Origin of the sequence: Serratia sp. HRI (assembly GCF_010119335.3) — a bacterium.
Taxonomy (GTDB): Bacteria; Pseudomonadota; Gammaproteobacteria; order Enterobacterales; family Enterobacteriaceae; genus Serratia; species Serratia nevei.
In genome coordinates, this window is record NZ_CP083690.1 from 865,057 (window position 1) to 886,718 (window position 21,662).

A 21,662-nucleotide genomic window follows, 5' to 3' on the forward strand; every position below is an offset into this window, starting at 1 on the left:
AACCGGTGACGCCAATACCGGATTGAGTATTACGGGTTATGGAATACCGGCTGCGCCGCCGAACAGATAATGCCGTTCCAGCTCATGGCACGCTTGTGTCGGGGTGAGTATCCGGGAGAAGCTTTCCGGCGCCGTGTGTTCAGAAAAGAGAGAGAGCAGCTTCATACGGCACCAGCCCGTACGTCGCTTCCCTGGAGCGGCGTTCCGGCCCCTTTCCTTGTCATCTCGCCGAGATTTAGCGAACGATAACGCATTGGATATCCTTATCTTGCAAGTCACTGCATGTCCGTGAATGTTCGAAAAACTAGCATAATTCAGCAAAGATTGCTTTGTTGTCTTGCTGTTCACACCGTAACGCTCGGTGGAGGAAATCCATGCATGGCGTTTTTCGGCAGCGGCGTCTGGCAAACGCCATAGGAAAATAAATCTCAGATAAAAGCCTGGCGGAAAATCAGAAGGGATATAGAGAAAAAGAAAAATGGCACACCCGACGTTGCTGGGCTGCTTTTGCTGCGCCGGCCCCAGGCCGGCGCAGCAATGCCCGTCTAGAACCGCTGTTTGATAGGTTCATCACTGTTCAGGTTGCCGTTGGCCTGCGCTTCCCCGCAGGTGGTGGGGCCAAAGGCCACCACTTTGCCGTCGCTGTTTCTGAAGCCGACGTAGAACGGCGTCACGGTGCCGTTCGGCAAGCGGTGGTTGTAGTCGTGGCACACGCCCTGACCGTTCAGCGTCGGCCGAGTGGCGATCGGCGCGCCGAAATCCCGGCTGACCGAGCGCTTGTCGGCGCCGACGTGAAAGGCGTCGGCGATCTTTTGATCGCGCAGCAGGCTGAAAGTATCGCAGCCGGTTAACAACAGGCTCAGCGCCACAACGGCACTCCCTAACCCTTTACTCATTTTTCACTCCCTCTATATATATTGAACCTGGCGGCAATTACGCTATTTTGCCGGGTAAACGTCGGCGAGCGCCCAAGGGCGTGCCTGCTCGCAAGAGCATTAAAAAAGAGAAGCCATGCAAATTAACTCTTCAACGAATGAGATAACCATCCCATCGCCGTGGAAAGAACCGGATGGAGACGCGTTACAGTTTGCGGATCACATTGCCAATCAGGCATTTCACGGCGTTGATTTGCGCCGTCAGCCCCGGCTTGTCGGCGGGAAACACGCCGTCCAGCGCCGCGGTACCGACGGTGAAGCCAACCGCATTGCCCGTCACCACGGCGGCGATGCGATCTTCCCGGTCGATGGACCCGGCGATATAAACCGGTTTGTCGACCGCATCGCACACCCGACGAATCAACGTCGGCACGTCGCCGGCGAAGCGGTAGGCCAGCAGATCCAGCCCTGTCACGCCCGGTAAAGCGGCGCGCTGGCGGGCGCTGGCGACAATATCGTCAATGTCACCTTCCAGCACGCTGGGGTGGCCGCTGATGCGGCCGGCGAACGGATAGTAGCGCAGGCCAGACTGACGAATGATCGGCAGCACGCTTTCCGGCCGCGTTCCCCCCATCAATACATCAACGCCCAACGCCAGCGCCGCGCGCGCCGAATTCATCTCGCTGTCCTCATCCAGGCTAACCACTTCCAGATAAGCGGTGGCGCCGCCGGCGTGAATTGCCCGCGCCAACAGTTTGAGTTGATCCAGCGGCAGACCAATATCCTTAAAGCCGATATGCTTCACGCCGGCAGCCAGCACTTCTGGTAGCCGCGCTTGCGCATCGGGCACCGTACTGTCGTTGCGCGTCAGCATGAAAATAAACTCGGGTGTGTGCATGGTGTTTCCTTATTGTCATTGTCTTCAGGTGATGTGAGTTATTGGGCGCGCAGCATTTTTTCCGCCTGCCGGAAGGCGTACAGCAGGCTGGCGTGTTCCGCCCGTCCGCTGCCCGCGATATCGAACGCCGTACCGTGGTCGACCGAGGTGCGGATAAACGGCAGGCCGACGGTGACGTTAACGCCGTGATCCACCCCGAGATATTTCACCGGGATCAGGCCCTGGTCGTGATATTGGGCGACCACAATGTCGAACTCCCCGCGCCGGGCACGCATGAAAACGGTATCGCCCGGCCAGGGGCCGCTGACGTCCAACCCCTGTTCCCGCGCCAGGGCGATGGCGGGCACGATGACATCAAGATCTTCGCGGCCGAACAGGCCATTCTCCCCGGCGTGCGGATTCAGGCCGGCCACCGCAATGCGCGGTTTCGCTATGCCCAGCGCCCGACAGGCCGTTTGCGCCAGATGAAACGCGCGCAGCTCGTTTTCCACGGTCGCCGCGTCGATGGCGTCCCGCAGCGAAACGTGAATGGAAACCAGGATCACCCGCAGCTCGTCGTTGGCCAGCATCATGGCGAAGTCCTGGGTGCCCGAGCGCGCCGCCAGGATCTCGGTGTGCCCCGGATAATCGATCCCCGCCAGGCGCATCGCTTCCTTGTTCAGCGGTGCGGTGACGATGCCGGCGATGCGCCCCGCCAACGCCAGATCGATGGCGGCAACCACCCAGGCATAAGACGCCGCGCCCGCGCGCTTATCGAGCCTGCCGAGAGGCAAGTCCCCCGGCAGCGCAACGCCGGCGGAATAGACAGCGGTCTCCCCCCGCCGCCAGGCTTCGTCCCATCCCGCCAGCGAGGCGGGCAGCTCGCGGATAGGCAGCGTCAGCCCCAGACTGGCCGCCGCGCGCGCCAGGGCACCGGCATCGCCAATCACCACATAAGGCGTGCTCAACCGCTCTGTGGCCGCCAGTTTGGCAATGATCTCCGGCCCGATGCCGGCGGGATCGCCCATGGTTATCGCCAGCGGCAAAGTGGAAAGGGTCATCGTTCTTCTCCTTCTCGGTCAGCGCGCAACCGGGTTACGCAGTTCAACAACGTGGCAGCCCGGCCAAAACCGCCCGCCTTGGTGGCGAACGGCAGCCTGCGGCCCGGCAGATTCAACAACCCGAAAGGCACGCCGGGTTCCACCTCACCGAACAGCGTCAATGAGCCGGCCGCCATAGCGTCGACGATGCGCCGCGCGGTATCCCCGCCGGTCGCCACCAACCCGTCGAAAGCTTCCGTGCAACGGCTGACGACCGCGCCCAGCGCAGCGGCATGATCCGCCACGGCCGCTCGCGCCCGGGGCGATATCAGGCAAACCACATCGGCACGCGCAAACGCCGCGCGCACCTCTTGCGCTACCGCCTCGGGATCGGCCGCTTCAGGCAGCGTGACCAGAACCGCGCCCGCCTGCCGCAGGCTTGCCAGCTGGGCGGCATTCGCCGGATGCAGGCTGCCAATCGCCACCAGCACCTTGCGGGCTCTCAGCGGTGGTTGAGCGGGCGGCGCGTTATCCCCGGGGGACAACGCACGCGACAGCGCCGCCGCCAGGCCCGGCGATCCCACCCACACCACCGGTTCGGCAATGCCGATCCGCCTCACGACCTCATCCAACTCGCCGTTGTCTGCGGCGTCGAATACCTGAAAGCGCGTCTGCTCCAGCCCCGCCATGCGCTCCATGACGTAGCCGGTGACGATCGGGTTCTTCGGATCGCGCGCAAAGGCGGTCTGCTCCAGCGCGACGCCGTCGACGTATTGCCGGCCATCCACCGTGGTGCGGCCGGCATCCGGGAAGGCCGGCGCGACGATGGCGAGACGGCGCCCGCTGCCCGTCAGCGCCCCGCGCGTTTCCGGCCCCAGATTGCCGCGCAGCGTGGAATCCACCGTTTTGTAGATGAGGCGCGCCCGCTTCACGCAGGCGGCGGCATGACGAAAACGCTGCTCCGCCTGCTCCGGCGAAACGAAGCGGGAATCTAAATCGAAGGCGACGATCTCAGCGCCCTGCAACGCGGCATCGGGCAGGCGCAGCATGACGCAGGCATTCAGTCCGCGTGCGGCGAACGGAGCCGCACCGTCGAGCGCGCTGGTAAGATCATCGGCGAGAATGGCAATCATCGCAGTTACCCGTAAGTGGAAAGTGATGCACACTTTGGCTGATTTGGCTGGCAATAAAAAACGATTTGCGTAGTATCGATGATTGAAAAAAACTCAATCAAAAGGGGGTGCAGTGCGTCAACGAAGATTGCCTAACCTGGCGGTATTGCGAGCTTTCGAAGCTACGGTGCGGTACGGCAGCGTGTCGAAAGCCGCCAAATCTCTCAACGTCACCGACGGCGCCGTCAGCCGCGCGGTGCGCGAATTCGAGCAGACCCTGGGATTCGCGCTGTTTCAACGCACCAGCCGCATGGTGCATCCGACGCCGCAGGCGCAAGAGCTGGCGAGCGAGATCGGCCGGGGGCTGGACAACCTGCAGTCGGCGATCGACCGCGCCTGTCGGCATCATCAGAATCGCCCGTTGGTGATCTCCTGCGAGCCGACCTTTCTGATCCGCTGGCTGATCCCGCGTCTGGCCGGTTTGCAGCAGGCGGTGGGGAAAGAACGCGATTTGCAGCTGGTCTCCGCCGGCGGCGCCGTCGCCTTCTCGCGTGAAGGCATCGATCTGGCGATTCGCCGCAACGATTTCCCGATCGCCGACGACGTGGTCGCCCGCCCGTTCCTCAAAGAACGGGTCGGCCCGGTATGCCGCCGGGAGCATGCCGCGACGGGGCGTGAACTGCGCGGCACCCTGCTCCACACCGAGACGCGCCCGCACGCCTGGCGTGACTGGTGTGCCCACAGCGGCATCGAGATCCGGCCGGGCAACGAGCTGCGTTTCGAACATTTCTATCTCAGCCTGCAGGCGGCGGTCGCCGGTGCCGGTATCGGCATCGGCCCGTTGGCGCTGGTGGCGGATGATATCGTCAACGGCGCGCTGGTGGCGCCATATGGCTTTGCGCCTGACGGGACGGATTATGTGCTGATGACCCAGGCCGACGGCCAGGACGATGCGATATTCTCAACGGTATTGGCCTGGCTGGTCGCCATGGGCGAAGAAACCGAACGGGCGGTGTTGGCGAGCGAAGGGAAGGCGTAACGGGGAAAAGTCTCCGCCTGCCGCGCAGGGCAAGCGGAGTGGCATCAGGCGGCGATTACTTCTGCTCGGCCTGGCTTACGGTATCTTCGGCTTTCCAGATGCGGTATTTTACTTCCGCGTCTTTCGGCGCATACACCACGATCGGCAGGCGGCTGTTGTAGCGCTGCATCGCGGCGTCGCCCAGATTAGCGGCGATGAATTGCTTGGTCTTGGTGTTGTCCGGGCAGGCCATCATGGTCGAGGCTGGTTCGGACAGCTTCTCCAGCACCAGGTAATCATAGCCCCAACCGGAGAGGGTTTTAGTCTCCAGCGTACCGCCGATCATGTGGCGGTTGCAGTCCACTTCCAGCACCTTGCCGATCAGCAGTTCTACCTTGTAGTTCTCTTCATGCTCTTGCTTCGGCAGGTAGATCACCTGGCGATTCATGCCCTTCTCGGCTTTCGGGTAAGGCGCGACCTTTTCCAGCGGCTGTTTGCTGATATCCGCATCATCGCCAGAGGTAGCCGCCATGGCGCCGGCGGAAACGGCCATCAGCAGGCCGGAAAATACAACGGATGCCTTGTTCATGTTTTATCCCTACACTTTGTCAAATAATCCGCCTATAAACTAATACACTACCGCCAAGCTCGCCACAGGTTTAATCTTCTTTACAATAAGCTATCAGTAGTGACAATCGCCTAATATCGTCAATTAACCGGAGCAATGACTCAGTGTTTCTTCAGGTTGGCGATATAGGCCTTCACCACCTGATAGACATAATCCTGGCATGCCAGCCCGGTTTGCGGATCGTACTTGCCTTGGTTGGTGATGTTGTTGGACAACACGCGAATGCCGACAAACGGCACCTTGAATTCGGCGGCGATCTGCGCGGCGGAGGCGGTCTCCATCTCTTCGACCGACGTCCGGTAGCGGTCGTGGAAATAACGAATACGGTCCAGCTCGCTGTTCCACACGTCGGCCGAGCCGATCACCCCTTCCACGACCTTGCCCTGTCGGTAATCGCTCTTAACGCTTTGCGCAATCGCCAGCAGGTTGGGGTCGGCGGGAAACTGACGCAGGCTGTGCGCCTTTTTGTCCTCGCCGGCGCTGCCCTTGGAAGCCAACAGATCCATCGGCTGCCACTGCCGCGAGTCGCTGCCTTCCCCCAACGCCTTGGCCGGCGTTTTGAACGCGCCGAGATTGACCGAATATTTGCCCAGCACGATGTCATACACTTTTAGTGCCGGGTCATGGCCGCCGGCGGTACCCTGGTTAATGATCGCCACCGGGTGAAACTGCGTGGCGGCAATCGCCGTGGCCGCCGCAGCGTTGGACATGCCCTTCAGCGTCTCCGACACCACCACCGGGTAGCCGTCTACGGTGCCGTGCCAAAAGCGCCAGCCACCGATCTGCTCCTCGCGCGGGTTCACCAACCGCTGGGCGAAACGTTCCGCCTCCACCGGCATGGCGCCCTGCACCACGATAGGCCCAGCGGCCGCCGGTTGGCCAAAGCACAGCGGAGAAAAGGCCGCACCGGCGGCCGCCAACAGTAAGACACGCGCTTTATTCTTCATCATCACCCTCTCATCCCGAAAAAAAGCAAACGATTACCTTAGCCGAAGGCGGTAGCGTCGGACAGGGTTTTCTTACCGGTGGACTAAGGTTTTCTTAAGACAGAATTATTACAGTGGCCTTATTCAATCCTGTCACCGAGCCTGCGCGTGAATCCAGAATCGTCATTAAATCAATCCTCAACGACACCGCAAATTAAGACAACCGCCCTTTACTCCCTGCCGGCATCCTTTTACCGTTGGCAGGTTTTTGGCCTGCTGATCAGCGGCCTGGTATTCCTGTGGCTCTCCCGCAACGAACAGCTGGACTGGGCGATCAGCAACTCTTGGTACGATCCCGCCAGCGGGCATTTCCCGTGGCAAAACAATTATTGGCTGGATCTGATCAACCACCGCCTGCTGAAGCAAATAGTGATCGTTGGGGCGGTACTGACGCTGTTTTGGGGCATCTATCGCCGCAGCGCGCGCCTGATCGTGACCATGCTGTTGATCGGGATCGGCCCGTTGGTGGTAGGCATTCTCAAGGCCACCAGCGCGCACTCCTGCCCGTGGGATCTGATCGAGTACGGCGGCAAGGCGATGTCCTTCCCGCTGTTCGGCGCGGTACCGGCGCTGCCGGGCCCCGGCCGCTGCTTCCCCGGCGGGCACGCCTCGAGCGGTTTCGCGGTCATGGCGTTGTTTTTCCTGTTTTATCCGCAGCGTCCGCGCCTGGCCTGGTGGTGCTGGTGCGGCGGCATTGCGCTCGGCATGGTGATGGGCTTTGGCCAGATCATGCGCGGCGCCCATTTTCTTACCCATAACCTGTGGGCGGGTTGGTGGGTTTGGTTAAGCCAGTTGGCTATTTATTGGACGGTTAGCGGCTATTGGCGCCGCAAGACGAGGTAACGGTTATGGAACAGTTGAACCATTTTCTTTTCGCCTGGATCAATGCGACCCCGGCGTCTCCCGAGTGGATGATCGATTTCGCCACCTTTTTGGCGCGCGATCTGATCATCATCGTGCCGCTGCTGATCGTCGGCCTGTGGCTGTGGGGGCCGCAAAGCCAGCTGGCATCGCAGCGCCAGGTGGTGGCGAAAACCACTATCGCGCTGCTGTTCGCCATGCTCGCCGCCGCCACCATCGGCGCGCTGCTGCCGCATGAGCGCCCGTTCGTCGCCGGCGTTGGCTATACCTTCCTGGCACATGCGCCGGACAGCTCGTTCCCGAGCGATCACGGCACCGCCATCTTTACCTTTGCGCTGGCGTTCCTGTTCTGGCACCGGGTCTGGTCCGGCGTGCTGCTGATGATCGTCGCCGTCGGCATCGCCTGGTCACGCGTTTACCTCGGCGTGCACTGGCCGCTGGATATGGTCGGCGGTTTCCTGCTCGGCCTGGTCGGCTGCCTGTTCGCCCAGCTGGTGTGGAATCTGTTCGGCGATGCCATCGCCGACAAGCTGTCGCGCCTGTATCGTTTCCTGTTCGCCTTCGCCATTCGCCGTGGCTGGGTGAAAGAGTAACCGCACAACATGACCGGGGCGTTACCGCCCCGTTATTTCACACCACGCCGGTGGTCACGCAAAACGCCCGCGTTTTTCCCGCTCCCAGCATCACCTCTGCCTCTCCTTCCGGCGCATTCGGGCGACAGTTCGCCGGCTGGATAAAAGCCAGCAGCCGCCGGTTGCCCTGAACGGCGATGCGTCGAAGACCATAGTTGAATTGCCCGGTGGCGAAGCGCGTCACATAGCGCCGGCCTTGCGGCGCCAGCATAAAGAACTCGGCCTGATCCACGTAGCGCGACAGATCGTCGGAGCACAGCAGCTCCCGCCCGAGCGCATCCCCCAACAGCGCCGGCGCCGGCAGATTCTGGCGGAATACCGCATCGGGAATGCAATCGTAATTGAGGCGGCACACATACTGCAGCGGTTGCGGCCGCTCGGCCAGGTTGGTGACCTGCATCTCAATGGCGAACTGCGCGCTCTGCGCCGCCAGACGCAGCGCCGGGCCGATGCGCCAACGCCCCCCCGCCCGCTCCCCCTCGCCGTGCAACGACAGCTCATCGCCCGCCAGTTGGAGCCACACGCGTTGCATCTGCAGCGGCTCACCGTCCTGATTCGGCCAGGCAGGACAGAACGCGGCATCGCCAGCGCGCTTTCTTCCGGCGCCCTTTACGCTGCGGCGGCCCGACTTCAGCGAATAACCGTCAAACTCGGCGTCCCAGATCGCGAGGCCCTGATACGGCAAAACCGTCAGTGCGCCACGATGATTTGCCAACGTCAGCATCGGCCCGCGTTCTGTGCAGCGATGCGTGCTCACCGCGAAATCCGCATTGCGGAACAGTTCCTGCCGATGCGCCCCGAAAGCTTCAGGAGCCAGATCGATGTTGATCTTCATCTTTTTTCCCTCGACGTTGCGCCCGCGCAGGCCGCGAGCCCTGAAATGTTATTTAAATAACAAATGAAACGCCTTTAAGTTATACCTATAACAGCATGATAGCGACGTTCGAATCGACATTTTTTAAACATCACTAGGTTTATCGGCATCTAAATGTTATTATTCTCACATTATCCATCCCGCTTACTGTCTTAACCTCACTAAGGAATCGCGATGACCACCGAAACCATCGATTACGCCAGCTATGTTGACCACACCCTGCTGGCGATGGACGCCACCGAACTGCAGATCGCCAAACTGTGCGAAGAAGCGCAGCAGCACAACTTCTATGCGGTATGCGTCAACTCCGGCTACGTGCCGCTGGCAGCCCAGCTGCTGCAAGAAAGCACCGTGAAAGTCTGCTCGGTGATCGGTTTCCCGCTGGGCGCCGGCCTGACCGTCGCCAAAGCCTTTGAAGCCAAAGCGGCAATCGCCGCCGGCGCGCAAGAGATCGATATGGTGATCAACGTCGGCTGGTTGAAAAGCGGCCTGCTGGACGAAGTGAAAGCCGACATCGCCGCCGTGCGCGAGGTTTGCGCGGCGATCCCGTTGAAGGTAATATTGGAAACCTGCCTGCTCAGCGATGCACAGATCGTCCAGGTTTGTGAAATGTGTCGCGAACTCGATGTGGCCTTCGTGAAAACCTCCACCGGCTTCAGCACCGGCGGCGCTCGGGAAGAGCACGTCAAACTGATGCGCGAGACCGTGGGCAGCGAAATGGGCGTGAAAGCTTCCGGCGCCGTGCGCGATCGCGCCACCGCCGAGAAGATGATCAACGCCGGCGCCACGCGTATCGGCACCAGCTCCGGCGTCGCCATCGTTTCCGGCGCTCAGCCGGCGGCGGGCAGCTACTGATCGTCGGCATGCCCTGACGGGCACAGCCAATCCACTCCGATGCGGGACAATACGGGCGGCCAAGGCGGCCCGATATTGCCCCGCATTGTTGTGTTTAGCGCCGGACACGCCGGCACGCCCTTTTACCTCTACTACCTGTGGGAAGACGGACCTATGGAAACGCGGCGCGAAGAACGTATCAACCGGCTAGTTCAGGCGTTAAAACGCGCTGACAAGATCCACCTGAAAGAAGCCGCCGCGCTGCTGGGGGTCTCGGAGATGACCATTCGCCGCGATCTGAGCGCCGAACCGGCGGCGGTGGTGCTGCTCGGCGGCTATGTGGTGACCGATCCGCGCAGCAACGGCGTGACCAACTACTTCGTTTCCGATCAAAAAGCCAAGCAGGTGATGGAGAAACGGCGCATCGGCCTGCTGGCGGCCCCCTTGATCAATGAAAACGACACGGTGTTTTTCGACTGCGGCACCACTACCCCGGCGATCATCGACGCCATCGCCGACGAGCTGACCTTCACCGCTGTCTGTCATTCGCTGAACACCTTCCTGGCGCTGCAGGACAAACCGAACTGCAAGGTGGTCCTGTGCGGCGGTGAGTTCAAGCCGAACAACTACATCTTTTCCAGCGTCAGCGGCCGTAACGAGCTCGATCACATCTGCCCGAACATCGCCTTTATCTCCGCCGCCGGCCTCAGCCTGCAGCACGGCGCCACCTGCTTCAACTTCGACGAGCTGGAGATGAAGCATCGCGCCATGGCGATGGCGCAGCAAAAGATCCTGGTGGCAGACCACAGCAAGTTCGGCAAAACCAAACCGGCCTGCATCGGCCCCCTGACGCAGTTCGATCGGGTGATCAGCGATCGCCAGCCGGACGCCGACTTCATGGCGTTCTTCAACGACAACGCCATCGCTACCCGCTATTAATCCGCCTTCTGCGCCGTCGAAACCGACGGTGCACTGCCGCAATCCCCTTCTTTCCCTGCCTGAAAATGTACAAATAATGCGCAATCGATTCGCGTTTTTCGCTTATCCGCACGCAACATCAGGTTAATAAAATGCAACAGGTCACCCGAGTGATTATTTTCTCGCAGGCTAAACACGCTGTCGGCTGTGTGAATTAACGACTATTTATGGCTTTTATATGATAAATCGCGCCAAAGGCCGGGATGTTTAAATAAACGGCGGTTTACGCGATTGCAGCAAATCTCGCCAATACCTGTTAGGTATCTGTTATTTATATGATGAATGGTTACGCATTTTTATCCGCTAACCACGTAAGTAATTTCCCTTCGTTATTAGCGGTACTTTTCATAAAAAATCATTTAAAAACAAAAATATAAATTCAATTTTACTTAAAAATACAATGTGATCTACGTCACTAAAACTGCTTAATCCGGGTTTTTCGCTAGATCCAAAACCACGCATAAAATATATTGCTCGGCTTGCTGCTGAGCACAGCGCTTTATCCGGCTAATTATTGTACAAACCGCATAATCGCAGAAATTTTTATGAGAGCGTTCTCAGCACAAAATCTTACACAAATGTGCAACAAATGCGCTAAAAATCGATGAAAAAGCGGATAACTGCACATATTACGCATTTGAGAGCAGGATCACGGTTGTTTCTACTGTAAATCGTTATCTTGCCGCCAACAAAAATCGACAGGCAAAGACCTGTCGGCAGCGGTAACGACTTTTATCGCCCGTGACGGTGAAAAGTCTTTAGTGAATTACCCGGCGCTGTGCCTTGGTAATGAACGCAATAAACAACCAGGGGGACGCCAAAACATCCCCGCAAGCAACACCTGATTCTTACCGCAAGCGTTGCCTGAATAGGACGTTTGACGGTTTAACCTTAAGTTTTGCCTTTTAATTTTAAATTCGTGTTCACTTCGGAGATATTTATGGACACTACACAGACCGGCACAATTGCCTCTGCGGCCTCGGGCTCCAGCAGTACCTGGCGTAAAACGGATACCATGTGGATGTTGGGCCTGTACGGCACCGCCATCGGCGCAGGCGTCCTGTTCTTGCCAATCAACGCCGGCATCGGCGGTTTGATTCCTCTGATCATCATGGCCATCATCGCTTTCCCGATGACCTTCTTTGCCCACCGCGGCCTGTGCCGTTTCGTTCTGTCCGGCAAAAATCCCGGTGAAGACATCACCGCAGTGGTAGAAGAGCACTTCGGTATCACCGCCGGTAAACTGATTACCCTGCTGTACTTCTTCGCCATCTACCCGATTCTGCTGGTTTACAGCGTGGCGATCACCAACACCGTCGACAGCTTCATCACCCACCAGTTGGGCATGACATCGCCACCGCGCGCCATCCTGTCGCTGATCCTGATCGTCGGCCTGATGACCATCGTGCGCTTCGGTGAGCAGGCCATCGTGAAAACCATGAGCATCCTGGTCTTCCCGTTTGTCGCGGTGCTGATGCTGCTGGCGGTGTATCTGATCCCTAACTGGACCGGCGCCATCTTCGAAAACGTGTCGCTGTCCGGCAGCGGTACCGGCATGGGCCACGGCCTGATCATGACCCTGTGGCTGGCGATCCCGGTAATGGTGTTCTCCTTCAACCACTCGCCGATCATCTCCGCCTTCGCCGTTGCCAAACGCGAAGAGTACGGTGCAGACGCCGAGAAAAAATGCTCCCGCATTCTGGCTTATGCACACATCATGATGGTGCTGACCGTGATGTTCTTCGTGTTCAGCTGCGTGCTGAGCCTGACGCCGGAAAACCTGGCGGAAGCCAAGGCGCAGAACATCTCGATTCTGTCTTACCTGGCTAACCACTTTAACAACCCGATGATCGCGTACATCGCGCCGGTTATCGCCTTCGTCGCCATCACCAAATCGTTCCTGGGCCACTACCTGGGCGCGCGTGAAGGCTTCAACGGCCTGGTTGCCAAGTCGATGAAGAGCCGCGGCAAAACCGTCAGCACCGCCAAGCTGAACCGCATGACCGCTATCTTCATGCTGGTGACCACCTGGATCGTCGCCACCCTGAACCCAAGCATCCTGGGCATGATCGAAACCCTGGGCGGCCCAATCATCGCCATGCTGCTGTTCCTGATGCCGATGTATGCCATCCGTAAAGTGCCTGCCATGCGCAAGTACAGCGGCCACATCAGCAACGTGTTCGTGGTTGTGATGGGTCTGATTGCCATCTCTGCTATCGTGTTCAGCCTGCTCGGCTAATCACGTCCGGCCGGCGCCGCTGCGCGCCGGCCCTCCCGCACTCCCCCATTTCCCGTATTCACCGCCTGAAACCTGAAGAAGGAGGCGAGACCATGGTCAGCGTTTTCGATATTTTCAAGATTGGCATCGGCCCATCCAGCTCCCACACCGTTGGCCCGATGAAAGCCGGCAAACAGTTCGTCGACGATCTGATCGCCCACCAGCAGCTGCAGGACACCACCCGCGTGGTGGTCGACGTGTACGGTTCGCTGTCGTTGACCGGTAAAGGCCACCACACCGATATCGCCATCATCATGGGCCTGGCCGGCAACCTGCCGCACGACGTGGACATCGACAGCATTCCGGGCTTTATCCGCGACGTCGAACAGCGCGGCCGCCTGCCGCTGGCCAACGGCCACCACGAGGTGGATTTCCCGCCGCACGGCGGCATGAACTTCCACAGCGACAACCTGCCGCTGCACGAAAACGGCATGCGCATCCGCGCCTTCGCCGGTGAACGCCTGCTGCACAGCAAAACCTATTACTCGATCGGTGGCGGTTTCATCGTCGACGAAGAGCACTTCGGCCAATCCGCCGAGGGCGCCACGCCGGTGCCCTACCCGTTCAAATCGGCACACGATCTGCAGCAGCATTGCAAAGACACCGGGCTGTCGTTGTCCGGCCTGGTGATGCAGAACGAACTGGCGCTGCGCAGCAAGGCGGATATCGACGCACACTTCGCCGACGTCTGGCAGGTGATGAGCGCCGGTATCGAACGCGGTATCAACACCGAAGGCTTGCTGCCCGGCCCGATGAAAGTGCCGCGCCGCGCCGCCGCGCTGCGCCGCATTCTGGTGACCGGCGACAAGAACAATATCGACCCGATGAACGTGGTCGATTGGATCAACATGTTCGCGCTGGCGGTTAACGAAGAGAACGCCGCCGGTGGCCGCGTGGTCACCGCGCCGACCAACGGCGCCTGCGGCATCATCCCTGCGGTGCTGGCTTACTACGACAAGTTCATCCGTCCGGTAAACGCCAACTCCTACACCCGCTATTTCCTGGCGTCCGGGGTGATTGGCGCGCTGTACAAGATGAACGCCTCGATCTCCGGCGCCGAAGTGGGTTGTCAGGGGGAAGTGGGCGTAGCCTGTTCGATGGCGGCGGCCGGGTTGACCGAGCTACTGGGCGGCAGCCCGGCGCAGGTGTGCATCGCGGCGGAGATCGCCATGGAGCACCATTTGGGGCTGACCTGCGATCCGCTCGCCGGCCAGGTTCAGGTGCCCTGCATCGAACGCAACGCCATTTCCGCCGTCAAGGCGGTCAACGCCGCACGCATGGCGATGCGCCGCACCAGCGAACCGCGAGTTTGTCTGGATAAGGTGATCGAAACCATGTACGAAACCGGCAAAGACATGAACGCCAAATACCGCGAAACCTCCCAGGGCGGGCTGGCGATCAAGGTCGTGGCCTGCAACTGACCGCCACGGCGAATCACTAAAAGCGCCGGCCGTTCCGATCTGGCCGGCGCCGTTTCAATGCCGCTCTTTCCCTGCCGCAACGCCCGGCTGAATGCCGGCTCGAGCCCCCACGGCGCCGGGACGGGCGCTGTGCCGCAGCCAACCGTAAAGTTCGGCATTACGCCGGAATCCCATCTTGCGCATAACGCTCATCTTGTGATTGCTGACGGTTTTCACGCTGATGTCCAGCATCCGCGCAATTTGCGTCACCCCCATCTCCCGCGTCATGCAGCGCATGATCTCCTGTTCGCGCAGCGTCAGGCCTCGGTGCTGGCATACGCAGTTCATGCCACAACCCGGCCTGCCCGGCCATTTGCCGCGCCGCTCCAGTTCGGCGCTCACCTGATACAATGCCGATACCAGCGGCGTATCGTGGTAGATGACGCCGGCCTCCAGCGAGCAGCGGGTGCCGACGGTGCGTTTATGCCGCCCCTCCGGCGTTCGCAACGAGAAATACAGCGTTTTGCGCCCTGCGGTCTGCGCCTCAAAGAAGTGACAAAAGCAGCTTTGCACGCCGGGAGGAAAATAGCAGAACACCAGATCGGCTTCATGAACCTGCTGCGCATCCAGTAACAGCGTACGCTTGCCGTAAGTGCTGAAATGCAGCGCCAGGGCCTCCTGCCAACCGGCGCTGAAGTAACGGTTTTCATCAAATAGCGCGATTTTTATCATGGTGTTCATCCCTGCCCTCCCGCCGTTCCGGCTTCCCGTTTAACCGCCTGGGCCCCCTTTGTCGGAGCCTGACTGTTGTCGATGCGTAATTCATAAATCATGGTGGCGTTAGGTGGCACTTTCGGCGGGTAGCCGGTTTCGCCGTACGCCAGCGCCGGCGGCACGACCATCGTCAGCGAACCGTGGTTGTGCAGATGGCTTATCGCCTCCCTGAACAGCGGCGGATACTCGGACAGCGGTTGCGACAGCACCTTGCCGCTCAGTTCCATATCCTGGATCACCGTGCCGTCGGTCAATTTCTCCTTCACGACCACATCGACCACCGCCGTTGGCGCCAGCGCGCCCTCACCGGCGTAATCCACCCGATACCAAAAGCCCATCGCCGATTGTTTTACGCCCTTTTGTTGACTGAACTGCGCCAGATAATCTTCATCATGCCGCTGCTGTTCGTTAACGCGTTTCTCACGCGCGGCCATGGCGGCGGCATCCGCCTGCGCCGTCAGCGTATTCAGTTCATCCGCCGGCAGCTGCAAACGCCCCGACACGCTATCGATGACGCCCGCCAACAGGCTGTCGCGGTCCACCGGTACGCCCCAGCTTTGACGCTCCGTCACTACCCCCTGAATATCCCGCCCCAGCGCACTGCCCGCCGCATAGGACAAACGCTTGCGTTCATCCTTCAACTGCTCCGGCGTCATCTCCCATTGCAGCCGCTTACGCAACGCCAGCAGGTCTTCGCGCGCCTGCTGAGTCGCCTTCTGCTCACCGGCCCGCTTCTGCTCGCTTTCTTCCAACGCGGCGCGCAGAGCGTGCAACGCCTCCTGGTGTTCGCGTTGGCGTTGTGCAAGCGTTTGTGCCGATGCCTGCGCGGCAGACTCAAGTTCGGTGACGCGCCGTTCGGCCTGCGCCGCCGTCGCTCTGCTTTTGGCGGTTTCCTGCGTCGCCTGACGCAACAGCGCCTCGGCGCGCTGCGCGTCGGGCGAACCACGCCAGGCGGCGCCCAGCCCGGCGATCCACTGTTGAAGCGTTGACGAGTCCGGCAACGCCGCGACGGGTGGCGCCGCTTTCTCCGCCCGCAGCGCGGCGAGCTCCTGGCGCAGCGCCGTCAGCGCCATTCGCTGGCGCGCCAGTTGTTGATCGCGCGCCAATAATTCCTGGCTCAGCGTAAACGTTTTGGCCGGTGAGGCGGATTGGCTGTTGTCCGACAGGCGCTTCGCCGGCTCACGCTTTTTTTTCCCTGACTCACGGTCGTCCGGCGCCGTTTTTTCGGTCGCCGGACCGATATTCTGCCGTTGATACTGCTCGGCAAACTGCAGCAGCGCCGGCACGCCGTCGTCCGCTTGCGCGACGCCGGTGAACAGCAAAGCGACACAGCCCAGCAGACGCAGCCTCATTTAACCTGCTCCCCGCGATCCGCCAGCCCGGTCAACACCGCCTGATTCACCCCGGCGCACAGATAGTTGACCTTGTAGCGATACAGCGCATCCACCGTCTCCTGCGTGTCACCGTTTACCCGGGCGCGCAGGTTGGCGTACTGGGAAGCGCCGCTCATCAGGCTGTCGAACGCCTGTTTGTAGCGCTGATACTGTTTCTCGTTGATCGTGCGCAACGCGCCCAGTTGCTCCTGACACTGGCGCAGTTGCTCGGCCTCACGCTGCTTGCGCAACACCTCTTCTGACGGAGGTTGCGCAGCCTGATTTTGGGTGTTCACGGCAGGCTTGCCCGGCTTTTGGCTTTGGCAAGCGGCGGCGCTCAACGCCAACAGGCACAGCATCCCCATGCGCAGGGCGTGATTGACGTGCTTTCTCATCATTGCGTTTCTTGTCCTTGTAGGCGCTTATTCGTATTCCAACGTGAAGGTGGCCACCGCGCTGAAGGTGCCGCGGCCGATGGACTTCGTCTGGATGGCTTCCGGCTCTCCCTGCACATAGGCTTGCAGCGTGAGTGTGGTGTTGCCGGCGTTCAGACGGAATTTATCGCTGGCGCGATTGAGCGGCAGCGCCTTGCCGCTGCTGTCCTCCAGCCCGATGCCGATCCCCGACGCCAGGCTGCCGCCATCCAACGCCAACAGGCCGGGCAGTTTGGCGTTCTCAGTACCGGTAAACGTAATGGCCACCGTATTGCCCAGGCTGAGATCGCACTCGGTCAGGTGCAACGCGAAGGTTTGGCTGTGGGTGCGGGTGTTCAGGTACAGGTATTTGTCGACGATGGTGCCGAAATCCAGTTGGATGTCCTCATCCCCCGGTTGTATGACACACGGCTCGGCCACCAGCGTACCGTGAAAGCGCATGTTTTCCGCCGCAGCCGCCGGCTGCGCCATCATGCCGGCCAGCATCACCATGCCGGCTCCCAGCAGCGCGCTTCGGCGCCGGTTCGTCTCTGTCGCGCGCATGACGCCACTCCCTTTGGTTATGCTTGCGCCTGCCAGGCGCAAGCGGCGTATTAGTCGTAATAAAGACGGAAATCGATCGCCGCGCGGTAAGCGCCGGCGCTCAGCGTCGCCGGAGTGCGCACCGGCGTCACCGTATACGTCAGGGTGTTTTGTCCCGGCGTCAGCAATACCGGTTTGTTGCGCGTGCCGAGGCGGACCGGCAGACCGCGGGCATCCGCCAACTGCAACCCCAAACCGGTGACGCCGGCGACCCTGACCAGACCCGGCGCGTCGTCATCCGTCGGCGCGGAAAACGCGACGGACACCGCAGGCTGGCTGCCGCTCCAGGCCAGAACCCCGGTCCAGGCGTCGCGGTTGCTCGCCGGCGCCCGCAGGCAGTCTTTCAGCGTCAGCTCGAAGGCGACCGGCGTGCCGCGATCGCCCGGGCGCTGGAAGTGCGCCGTTCCCGTCTCGCCCAGCCATACCTCCTGGCGGGCGGTGGTCATTTCCAGGCTGCAGGCGCTTTCCGTTAACGCGCCGTAGACGTGGAGCGTGCCGTTCGCCCCCTCAACGTCCCAGTTATCCACCGCGCGGGCCGGCGGCATCAGCATCAACATCGTGCCCGCCGTCAGCGGCACCATCAGCGCGGCCAACACCGTCAGGCCAATAGTGCGTCGCTGATGACGTTCATAGGCCTTTCCCAACAGCATGGGGTTCTTTCGTTGCATGATTCGTTCACTCCGCTGTGTTCATGACTTGGTCTTCCCTGCTTGCGCGCGGCGCGTCATTTGGCGACCGGCACGACCTGGCAGGCATTGCCGGCGCAGCGGAAGTTCAACTGCGGCCGACCACCGTAATCGTTGATGTACGCCAGCGACGGGCCGCTGCCGAGGCTCGCGGCTGAGACGTTCAGCGGGGCGCTGGCCTTCGGCGCCACCATCAACGGTTCAAAGCCGGCGGCCCCTTTCCCGCCCTTGCCAGCGCTCGCCTCAACGATCGTCACGTAATACGGGGTCGGATTGTTCACCACGTACTTGTCACCCTGCCGGGTCAGCGTCAGCTGCTCCTGCCACGGTGCGGCGTTCTTTTTCGGGGCGAGCGCCGCCGGGCGATAAAACATTTTGATGCGCGTCTGCAACGCTATCTGCAGCGTGTTCGGCTTATTGCTGCGCGGCGGGATCTCGCGCAGGTTGAAGTAATACAGCGTCTCCCTGTCCTGCGGCAGCTGACGCGCCGCCGGCAGCGACTGGATCTTCACCTGGCTCGGTTTGCCCGGCTCCACCCGCTGCACCGGCGGCAGCACGGTGAAAGGGCTTTGGATCTTGTTGCCGCGATCGTCTTCAATCCACCCCTGGGCCAGATAGGGCAATTGCTTATTCTGATTGCTGATGTTGAGGCTGACCGTTTTCTGGTCGCCGTCGAAAATCACGCGCGTGCGATCCAGCGCGATAGCCGCATGGGCGGGCAGGCCGATCGCGCCGATCGTCAGCGCGGCGGCGAGCGAGCTCAAAAGGGAAACGGTCTTTCTGGTCATAGTCAGATTCATCATGTCTTCACGGTTCCAGTCAGCCGAAGGCGGGCGATTCCGCCCCGGCGGTTTAGCGGCGAAGCACGCTCCGCCGGGGGTATCAGTTGGCGTTCTCCGCCGGCTTGTTACCGGTGAGAGGACGGCAAGGCAGCAGCAACGTGTTCATCAGCATTTCGGCCGGCAACGGCGCCGGCAGCAGGATTTCACACTGCGCCGCGCCGTTCCAGTGCACGCTCATGCGCTCGCCGGGGTTGAGGCCGGACAGGTAAACGCTGCCGCCGTCATTGATGATGCCGGTCTCCTGTTTGCGGGCATTCAGCACCGTGGCGCCAAACGGCGGCTCACTGCCGTCCGCCAGCTTGACGATCGCCATCGCCTTCTCGCCGGCAATCACCTCGAACTTGCGGTAGCCGATGGCGCCCTCGGTCAACGTGGCCTGCACCACGGAACGCGTCGCCTCGACGTTGTCGCCCAGGCTGTTGAGATCGATGCTGGCCTTGTTGCGGTAGTAGCTGTTCACATCCGCCACCACCGCCTTGCCGTAACGGTTGGTCAGCACCGTACTGCCGTAGCCACGCACCGGCACGCCGGCGACGCCTTCGGTATCGAGCAGCAAGCGCGTGCCGCCCGGCGTATTGACGCGATGCAGCACCGCCCCTTCCGCCGCCATCGTCAGGCCGCCCTGCGCGCCGATGCCGACGGCGCTGTAGCGACCGGCCTGGTAGCTGGCGTTGGCGTTGATCTGCGCCATATCGCCCTGATGGCTGTAATACCCGCTGGCGGTCGCCCCACTGCGCGCGGCGCCCGCGCTGATCTGATAGTTGTTGTGTTCATCGACCCGGTTGTAGTAACCGACCCGATGAGCGTTCTCTTCACGATCGAGCGTCATGTTGTAACTGAGCGTCCCGGCGCTGCCCCAGGGCAGCGACAGCGACAGGTACATCCCGTCGTCGTTGCGCTCGTTGTAACGGTTACGATAGGCCGACAGCGATACGCTGACGTTCTTGAAATCGCCGATATCGAAGTAGCGCGATACCATCAGGTTGTAACGATCGTTCGGCGCCCGATCCCAATAGGTTTGGTGGCTGTAGTTGAGATAGGTGCTGAGCCCCAGATCGCGGAACTGTTTGTTGAAGGTGATGGTGTACATCTCCTTGCTCTTGCCGCTGCGTCCCCCTTCGTAACGCGCATCGAGATAGTCCCCCATGCTCATGAAGTCCTCCTGGGAGAAGCGGTAACCGGCGAAGGTGACCTGGCTGTCGTATTCATCGAAGTTCTTCGAATAGCTCAACCGATACGAACCGCCGGTAAGTGTGCCCTCCTGCGGCAAACGCGCGCGCGACTGCGTGGCGTCGAACGACAGCGCCCCCAGCGCCATCAGATCGCGCCCGATCCCCAGCGACAGCGCGTTGTAATCGCCGCCGGCGATGCCACCGCCGTACAGCGACCAGCCGTTGCTGATGCCCCAGGAGAACTCGCCGGTGCCGAACATCGGCCCGCGCAGATGGTGCCCCCACTCCGACGGTTTGCCCGTCGCCAGCTTGTAACGCACCGTACCCGGCCGCGTCAGATAAGGAATGTTGGCGGTGTTCATCTTGAACTCCTGCACGCTACCGTCTTGCTCTTCGACACGCACGTCCAGCTCGCCGGAAACTGCATCATTGATGTCCTGAATGCGGAACGGCCCCGCCGCTACCTGCGTTTCATACAGCACGCGCCCCTGCTGGCTGACCACCACCTTGGCGTTGGTTTTCGCCACGCCGGTCACTTCCGGCGCATAGCCGCGCAGGTTGGGCGGCAACATGCTGTCGTCGGATCGCAGACTGACGCCGGTAAAGCGCAGGCTGTCGAAAATGTCGGAGTTCAGGTAATCCTCACCCATCGTCAGCCGCGAACGCAGCGCCGGGATCGCCCGGTAGGCGTAATAGCGGCTCCAGTCGAACTGTTTATCGGTAGGCTGAGAAGAACCGGTCTGATGGTTGAGGTTGGCCTGCCAGTCGGCGCGCAGACGCCAGGCGCCCAGGTTGGCGCCGCCGGTGCCGTTGCCGCTCAGGCTGTAACTGCTGCCGCCTTTCTGATGCTTTTGCGTTTGGGCGTTGACGTTATAGTCAAACAGCAGCCCAGGAATACCGTCATCCCAGCGCGAAGGCGGGTCCCAGTTTTCCGAGCTGTATTCCAGATAGGCCTGAGGAATGTTGAGATACAGTGAGGAGCTGGCAAGATCGCCGCGGGCTTCCATCCCCGCCAGACTGGAAGCGTCAAGGCAACGGCCGCCGTGCGTCCAATTCAGCGTGCTTAACAGTTTTTCTTTCAGCCCCAGTTGGTTAACCAATTCCGGCGAAAGACAGGCTTCGCTGCCTTTTGGATCGTTCTCGGGCGCCATAAACGTCACCGGCTGTTCCGGCAGATCGTTCTTATTGACGTGCACCACCATGGTATAAACGCCCGGCATGATGTAGCCGCTGCGCGTAAATTGGCTCAGATCGATATTTTTACGATCGTTGATGTCCAATACGTCGGTATTGAATTGAATCACGTCGGCGGCATAGACCAACGCGATTGGATTTCCCAGAGAAAGGGCAACGCAAAGCCCCAAGGCCTGAAGACGAAATAACTTCCCTGCCGGTGAAAGCATAAT

General features: G+C 60.7%; 22 protein-coding genes. 7 read left to right on the top strand and 15 right to left on the bottom strand.

Going from position 1 to position 21,662, the window contains the following annotated elements; translation table 11 throughout:
* Positions 1-36: 36 nt before the first annotated feature.
* From GF111_RS26695 to GF111_RS04260, 5 genes are all read right to left on the bottom strand, one after another.
* On the bottom strand, positions 37-165 hold the full coding sequence (locus GF111_RS26695) for a hypothetical protein (protein WP_255606627.1): 129 nt from the start codon (positions 163-165) through the stop codon (positions 37-39).
* A gap of 380 nt (positions 166-545) precedes the next feature.
* Positions 546-896, bottom strand: coding sequence for a hypothetical protein (locus GF111_RS04245; RefSeq protein ID WP_134267038.1), 351 nt, complete (start codon positions 894-896; stop codon positions 546-548).
* Positions 897-1,080: 184 nt separating this feature from the next.
* Complete coding sequence (locus GF111_RS04250; RefSeq protein WP_038881156.1) at positions 1,081-1,773, bottom strand: 4-hydroxythreonine-4-phosphate dehydrogenase; 693 nt, start codon at positions 1,771-1,773, stop codon at positions 1,081-1,083.
* 38 nt (positions 1,774-1,811) lie between these two features.
* Positions 1,812-2,813 (bottom strand): 4-hydroxythreonine-4-phosphate dehydrogenase PdxA, encoded by a 1,002-nt coding sequence (gene pdxA, locus GF111_RS04255; RefSeq protein WP_048233216.1) that lies wholly within the window; start codon positions 2,811-2,813, stop codon positions 1,812-1,814.
* Positions 2,810-3,925 (bottom strand): four-carbon acid sugar kinase family protein, encoded by a 1,116-nt coding sequence (locus GF111_RS04260; RefSeq protein WP_038881149.1) that lies wholly within the window; start codon positions 3,923-3,925, stop codon positions 2,810-2,812. Before GF111_RS04260 ends, pdxA begins: the two co-directional genes overlap by 4 nt.
* A gap of 112 nt (positions 3,926-4,037) precedes the next feature.
* On the opposite strand from GF111_RS04260, the gene GF111_RS04265 reads away from it, so the two are divergent.
* Positions 4,038-4,943: a LysR family transcriptional regulator gene (locus GF111_RS04265; protein ID WP_050572064.1), complete on the top strand. Its 906-nt coding sequence runs from the start codon at positions 4,038-4,040 to the stop codon at positions 4,941-4,943.
* Between the two features lie 55 nt (positions 4,944-4,998).
* On the opposite strand, the gene eco is transcribed toward GF111_RS04265, so the two are convergent.
* Positions 4,999-5,511, bottom strand: a complete 513-nt coding sequence (gene eco, locus GF111_RS04270; protein ID WP_038881146.1) for a serine protease inhibitor ecotin — start codon at positions 5,509-5,511, stop codon at positions 4,999-5,001.
* Positions 5,512-5,651: 140 nt separating this feature from the next.
* Positions 5,652-6,497: a 5'-methylthioadenosine/S-adenosylhomocysteine nucleosidase gene (locus GF111_RS04275; protein ID WP_038881209.1), complete on the bottom strand. Its 846-nt coding sequence runs from the start codon at positions 6,495-6,497 to the stop codon at positions 5,652-5,654.
* 147 nt (positions 6,498-6,644) lie between these two features.
* Between GF111_RS04275 and GF111_RS04280 the strand changes: the two genes are divergently transcribed.
* On the top strand, positions 6,645-7,379 hold the full coding sequence (locus tag GF111_RS04280; RefSeq protein WP_038881142.1) for a phosphatase PAP2 family protein: 735 nt from the start codon (positions 6,645-6,647) through the stop codon (positions 7,377-7,379).
* A gap of 5 nt (positions 7,380-7,384) precedes the next feature.
* Positions 7,385-7,990, top strand: coding sequence for an undecaprenyl-diphosphate phosphatase (gene ybjG / locus GF111_RS04285; RefSeq protein ID WP_038881139.1), 606 nt, complete (start codon positions 7,385-7,387; stop codon positions 7,988-7,990).
* 37 nt (positions 7,991-8,027) lie between these two features.
* On the opposite strand, the gene GF111_RS04290 is transcribed toward ybjG, so the two are convergent.
* Positions 8,028-8,864 carry a hypothetical protein gene (locus tag GF111_RS04290; RefSeq protein WP_038881136.1) on the bottom strand — a complete coding sequence of 279 codons (837 nt, stop codon included), beginning with the start codon at positions 8,862-8,864 and terminating at the stop codon, positions 8,028-8,030.
* Positions 8,865-9,077: 213 nt separating this feature from the next.
* On the opposite strand from GF111_RS04290, the gene deoC reads away from it, so the two are divergent.
* From deoC to GF111_RS04310, 4 genes are all read left to right on the top strand, one after another.
* Positions 9,078-9,758 (top strand): deoxyribose-phosphate aldolase, encoded by a 681-nt coding sequence (gene deoC / locus GF111_RS04295; RefSeq protein ID WP_038881133.1) that lies wholly within the window; start codon positions 9,078-9,080, stop codon positions 9,756-9,758.
* 153 nt (positions 9,759-9,911) lie between these two features.
* Positions 9,912-10,676 carry a DNA-binding transcriptional repressor DeoR gene (gene deoR, locus GF111_RS04300; protein WP_038881131.1) on the top strand — a complete coding sequence of 255 codons (765 nt, stop codon included), beginning with the start codon at positions 9,912-9,914 and terminating at the stop codon, positions 10,674-10,676.
* A gap of 979 nt (positions 10,677-11,655) precedes the next feature.
* Positions 11,656-12,954, top strand: coding sequence for an HAAAP family serine/threonine permease (locus GF111_RS04305; protein ID WP_038881129.1), 1,299 nt, complete (start codon positions 11,656-11,658; stop codon positions 12,952-12,954).
* A gap of 92 nt (positions 12,955-13,046) precedes the next feature.
* The gene (locus GF111_RS04310; protein WP_147191452.1) at positions 13,047-14,414 is read left to right on the top strand and encodes an L-serine ammonia-lyase; all 1,368 of its coding nucleotides are present in this window, start codon (positions 13,047-13,049) and stop codon (positions 14,412-14,414) included.
* A gap of 54 nt (positions 14,415-14,468) precedes the next feature.
* Here GF111_RS04310 and GF111_RS04315 read toward each other — a convergent pair whose 3' ends face one another.
* The 7 genes from GF111_RS04315 to GF111_RS04345 all read right to left on the bottom strand — a co-directional run bounded on the left by GF111_RS04315 (position 14,469) and on the right by GF111_RS04345 (position 21,659).
* Positions 14,469-15,134, bottom strand: coding sequence for a helix-turn-helix transcriptional regulator (locus GF111_RS04315; protein WP_047728013.1), 666 nt, complete (start codon positions 15,132-15,134; stop codon positions 14,469-14,471).
* The gene (locus GF111_RS04320; protein WP_147191455.1) at positions 15,131-16,519 is read right to left on the bottom strand and encodes an FKBP-type peptidyl-prolyl cis-trans isomerase N-terminal domain-containing protein; all 1,389 of its coding nucleotides are present in this window, start codon (positions 16,517-16,519) and stop codon (positions 15,131-15,133) included. Before GF111_RS04320 ends, GF111_RS04315 begins: the two co-directional genes overlap by 4 nt.
* Complete coding sequence (locus tag GF111_RS04325) at positions 16,516-16,938, bottom strand: hypothetical protein (RefSeq protein ID WP_046686746.1); 423 nt, start codon at positions 16,936-16,938, stop codon at positions 16,516-16,518. The genes GF111_RS04320 and GF111_RS04325 overlap by 4 nt, the downstream gene beginning before the upstream one ends.
* Positions 16,939-16,962: 24 nt before the next feature.
* The gene (locus tag GF111_RS04330) at positions 16,963-17,517 is read right to left on the bottom strand and encodes a fimbrial protein (protein WP_033642504.1); all 555 of its coding nucleotides are present in this window, start codon (positions 17,515-17,517) and stop codon (positions 16,963-16,965) included.
* Between the two features lie 50 nt (positions 17,518-17,567).
* Positions 17,568-18,206: a fimbrial protein gene (locus GF111_RS04335; RefSeq protein ID WP_033650638.1), complete on the bottom strand. Its 639-nt coding sequence runs from the start codon at positions 18,204-18,206 to the stop codon at positions 17,568-17,570.
* Positions 18,207-18,280: 74 nt separating this feature from the next.
* On the bottom strand, positions 18,281-19,045 hold the full coding sequence (locus GF111_RS04340) for a fimbria/pilus periplasmic chaperone (RefSeq protein ID WP_080350172.1): 765 nt from the start codon (positions 19,043-19,045) through the stop codon (positions 18,281-18,283).
* A gap of 79 nt (positions 19,046-19,124) precedes the next feature.
* The gene (locus tag GF111_RS04345; protein WP_147191457.1) at positions 19,125-21,659 is read right to left on the bottom strand and encodes an outer membrane usher protein; all 2,535 of its coding nucleotides are present in this window, start codon (positions 21,657-21,659) and stop codon (positions 19,125-19,127) included.
* Between the last annotated feature and the right edge of the window lie 3 nt (positions 21,660-21,662).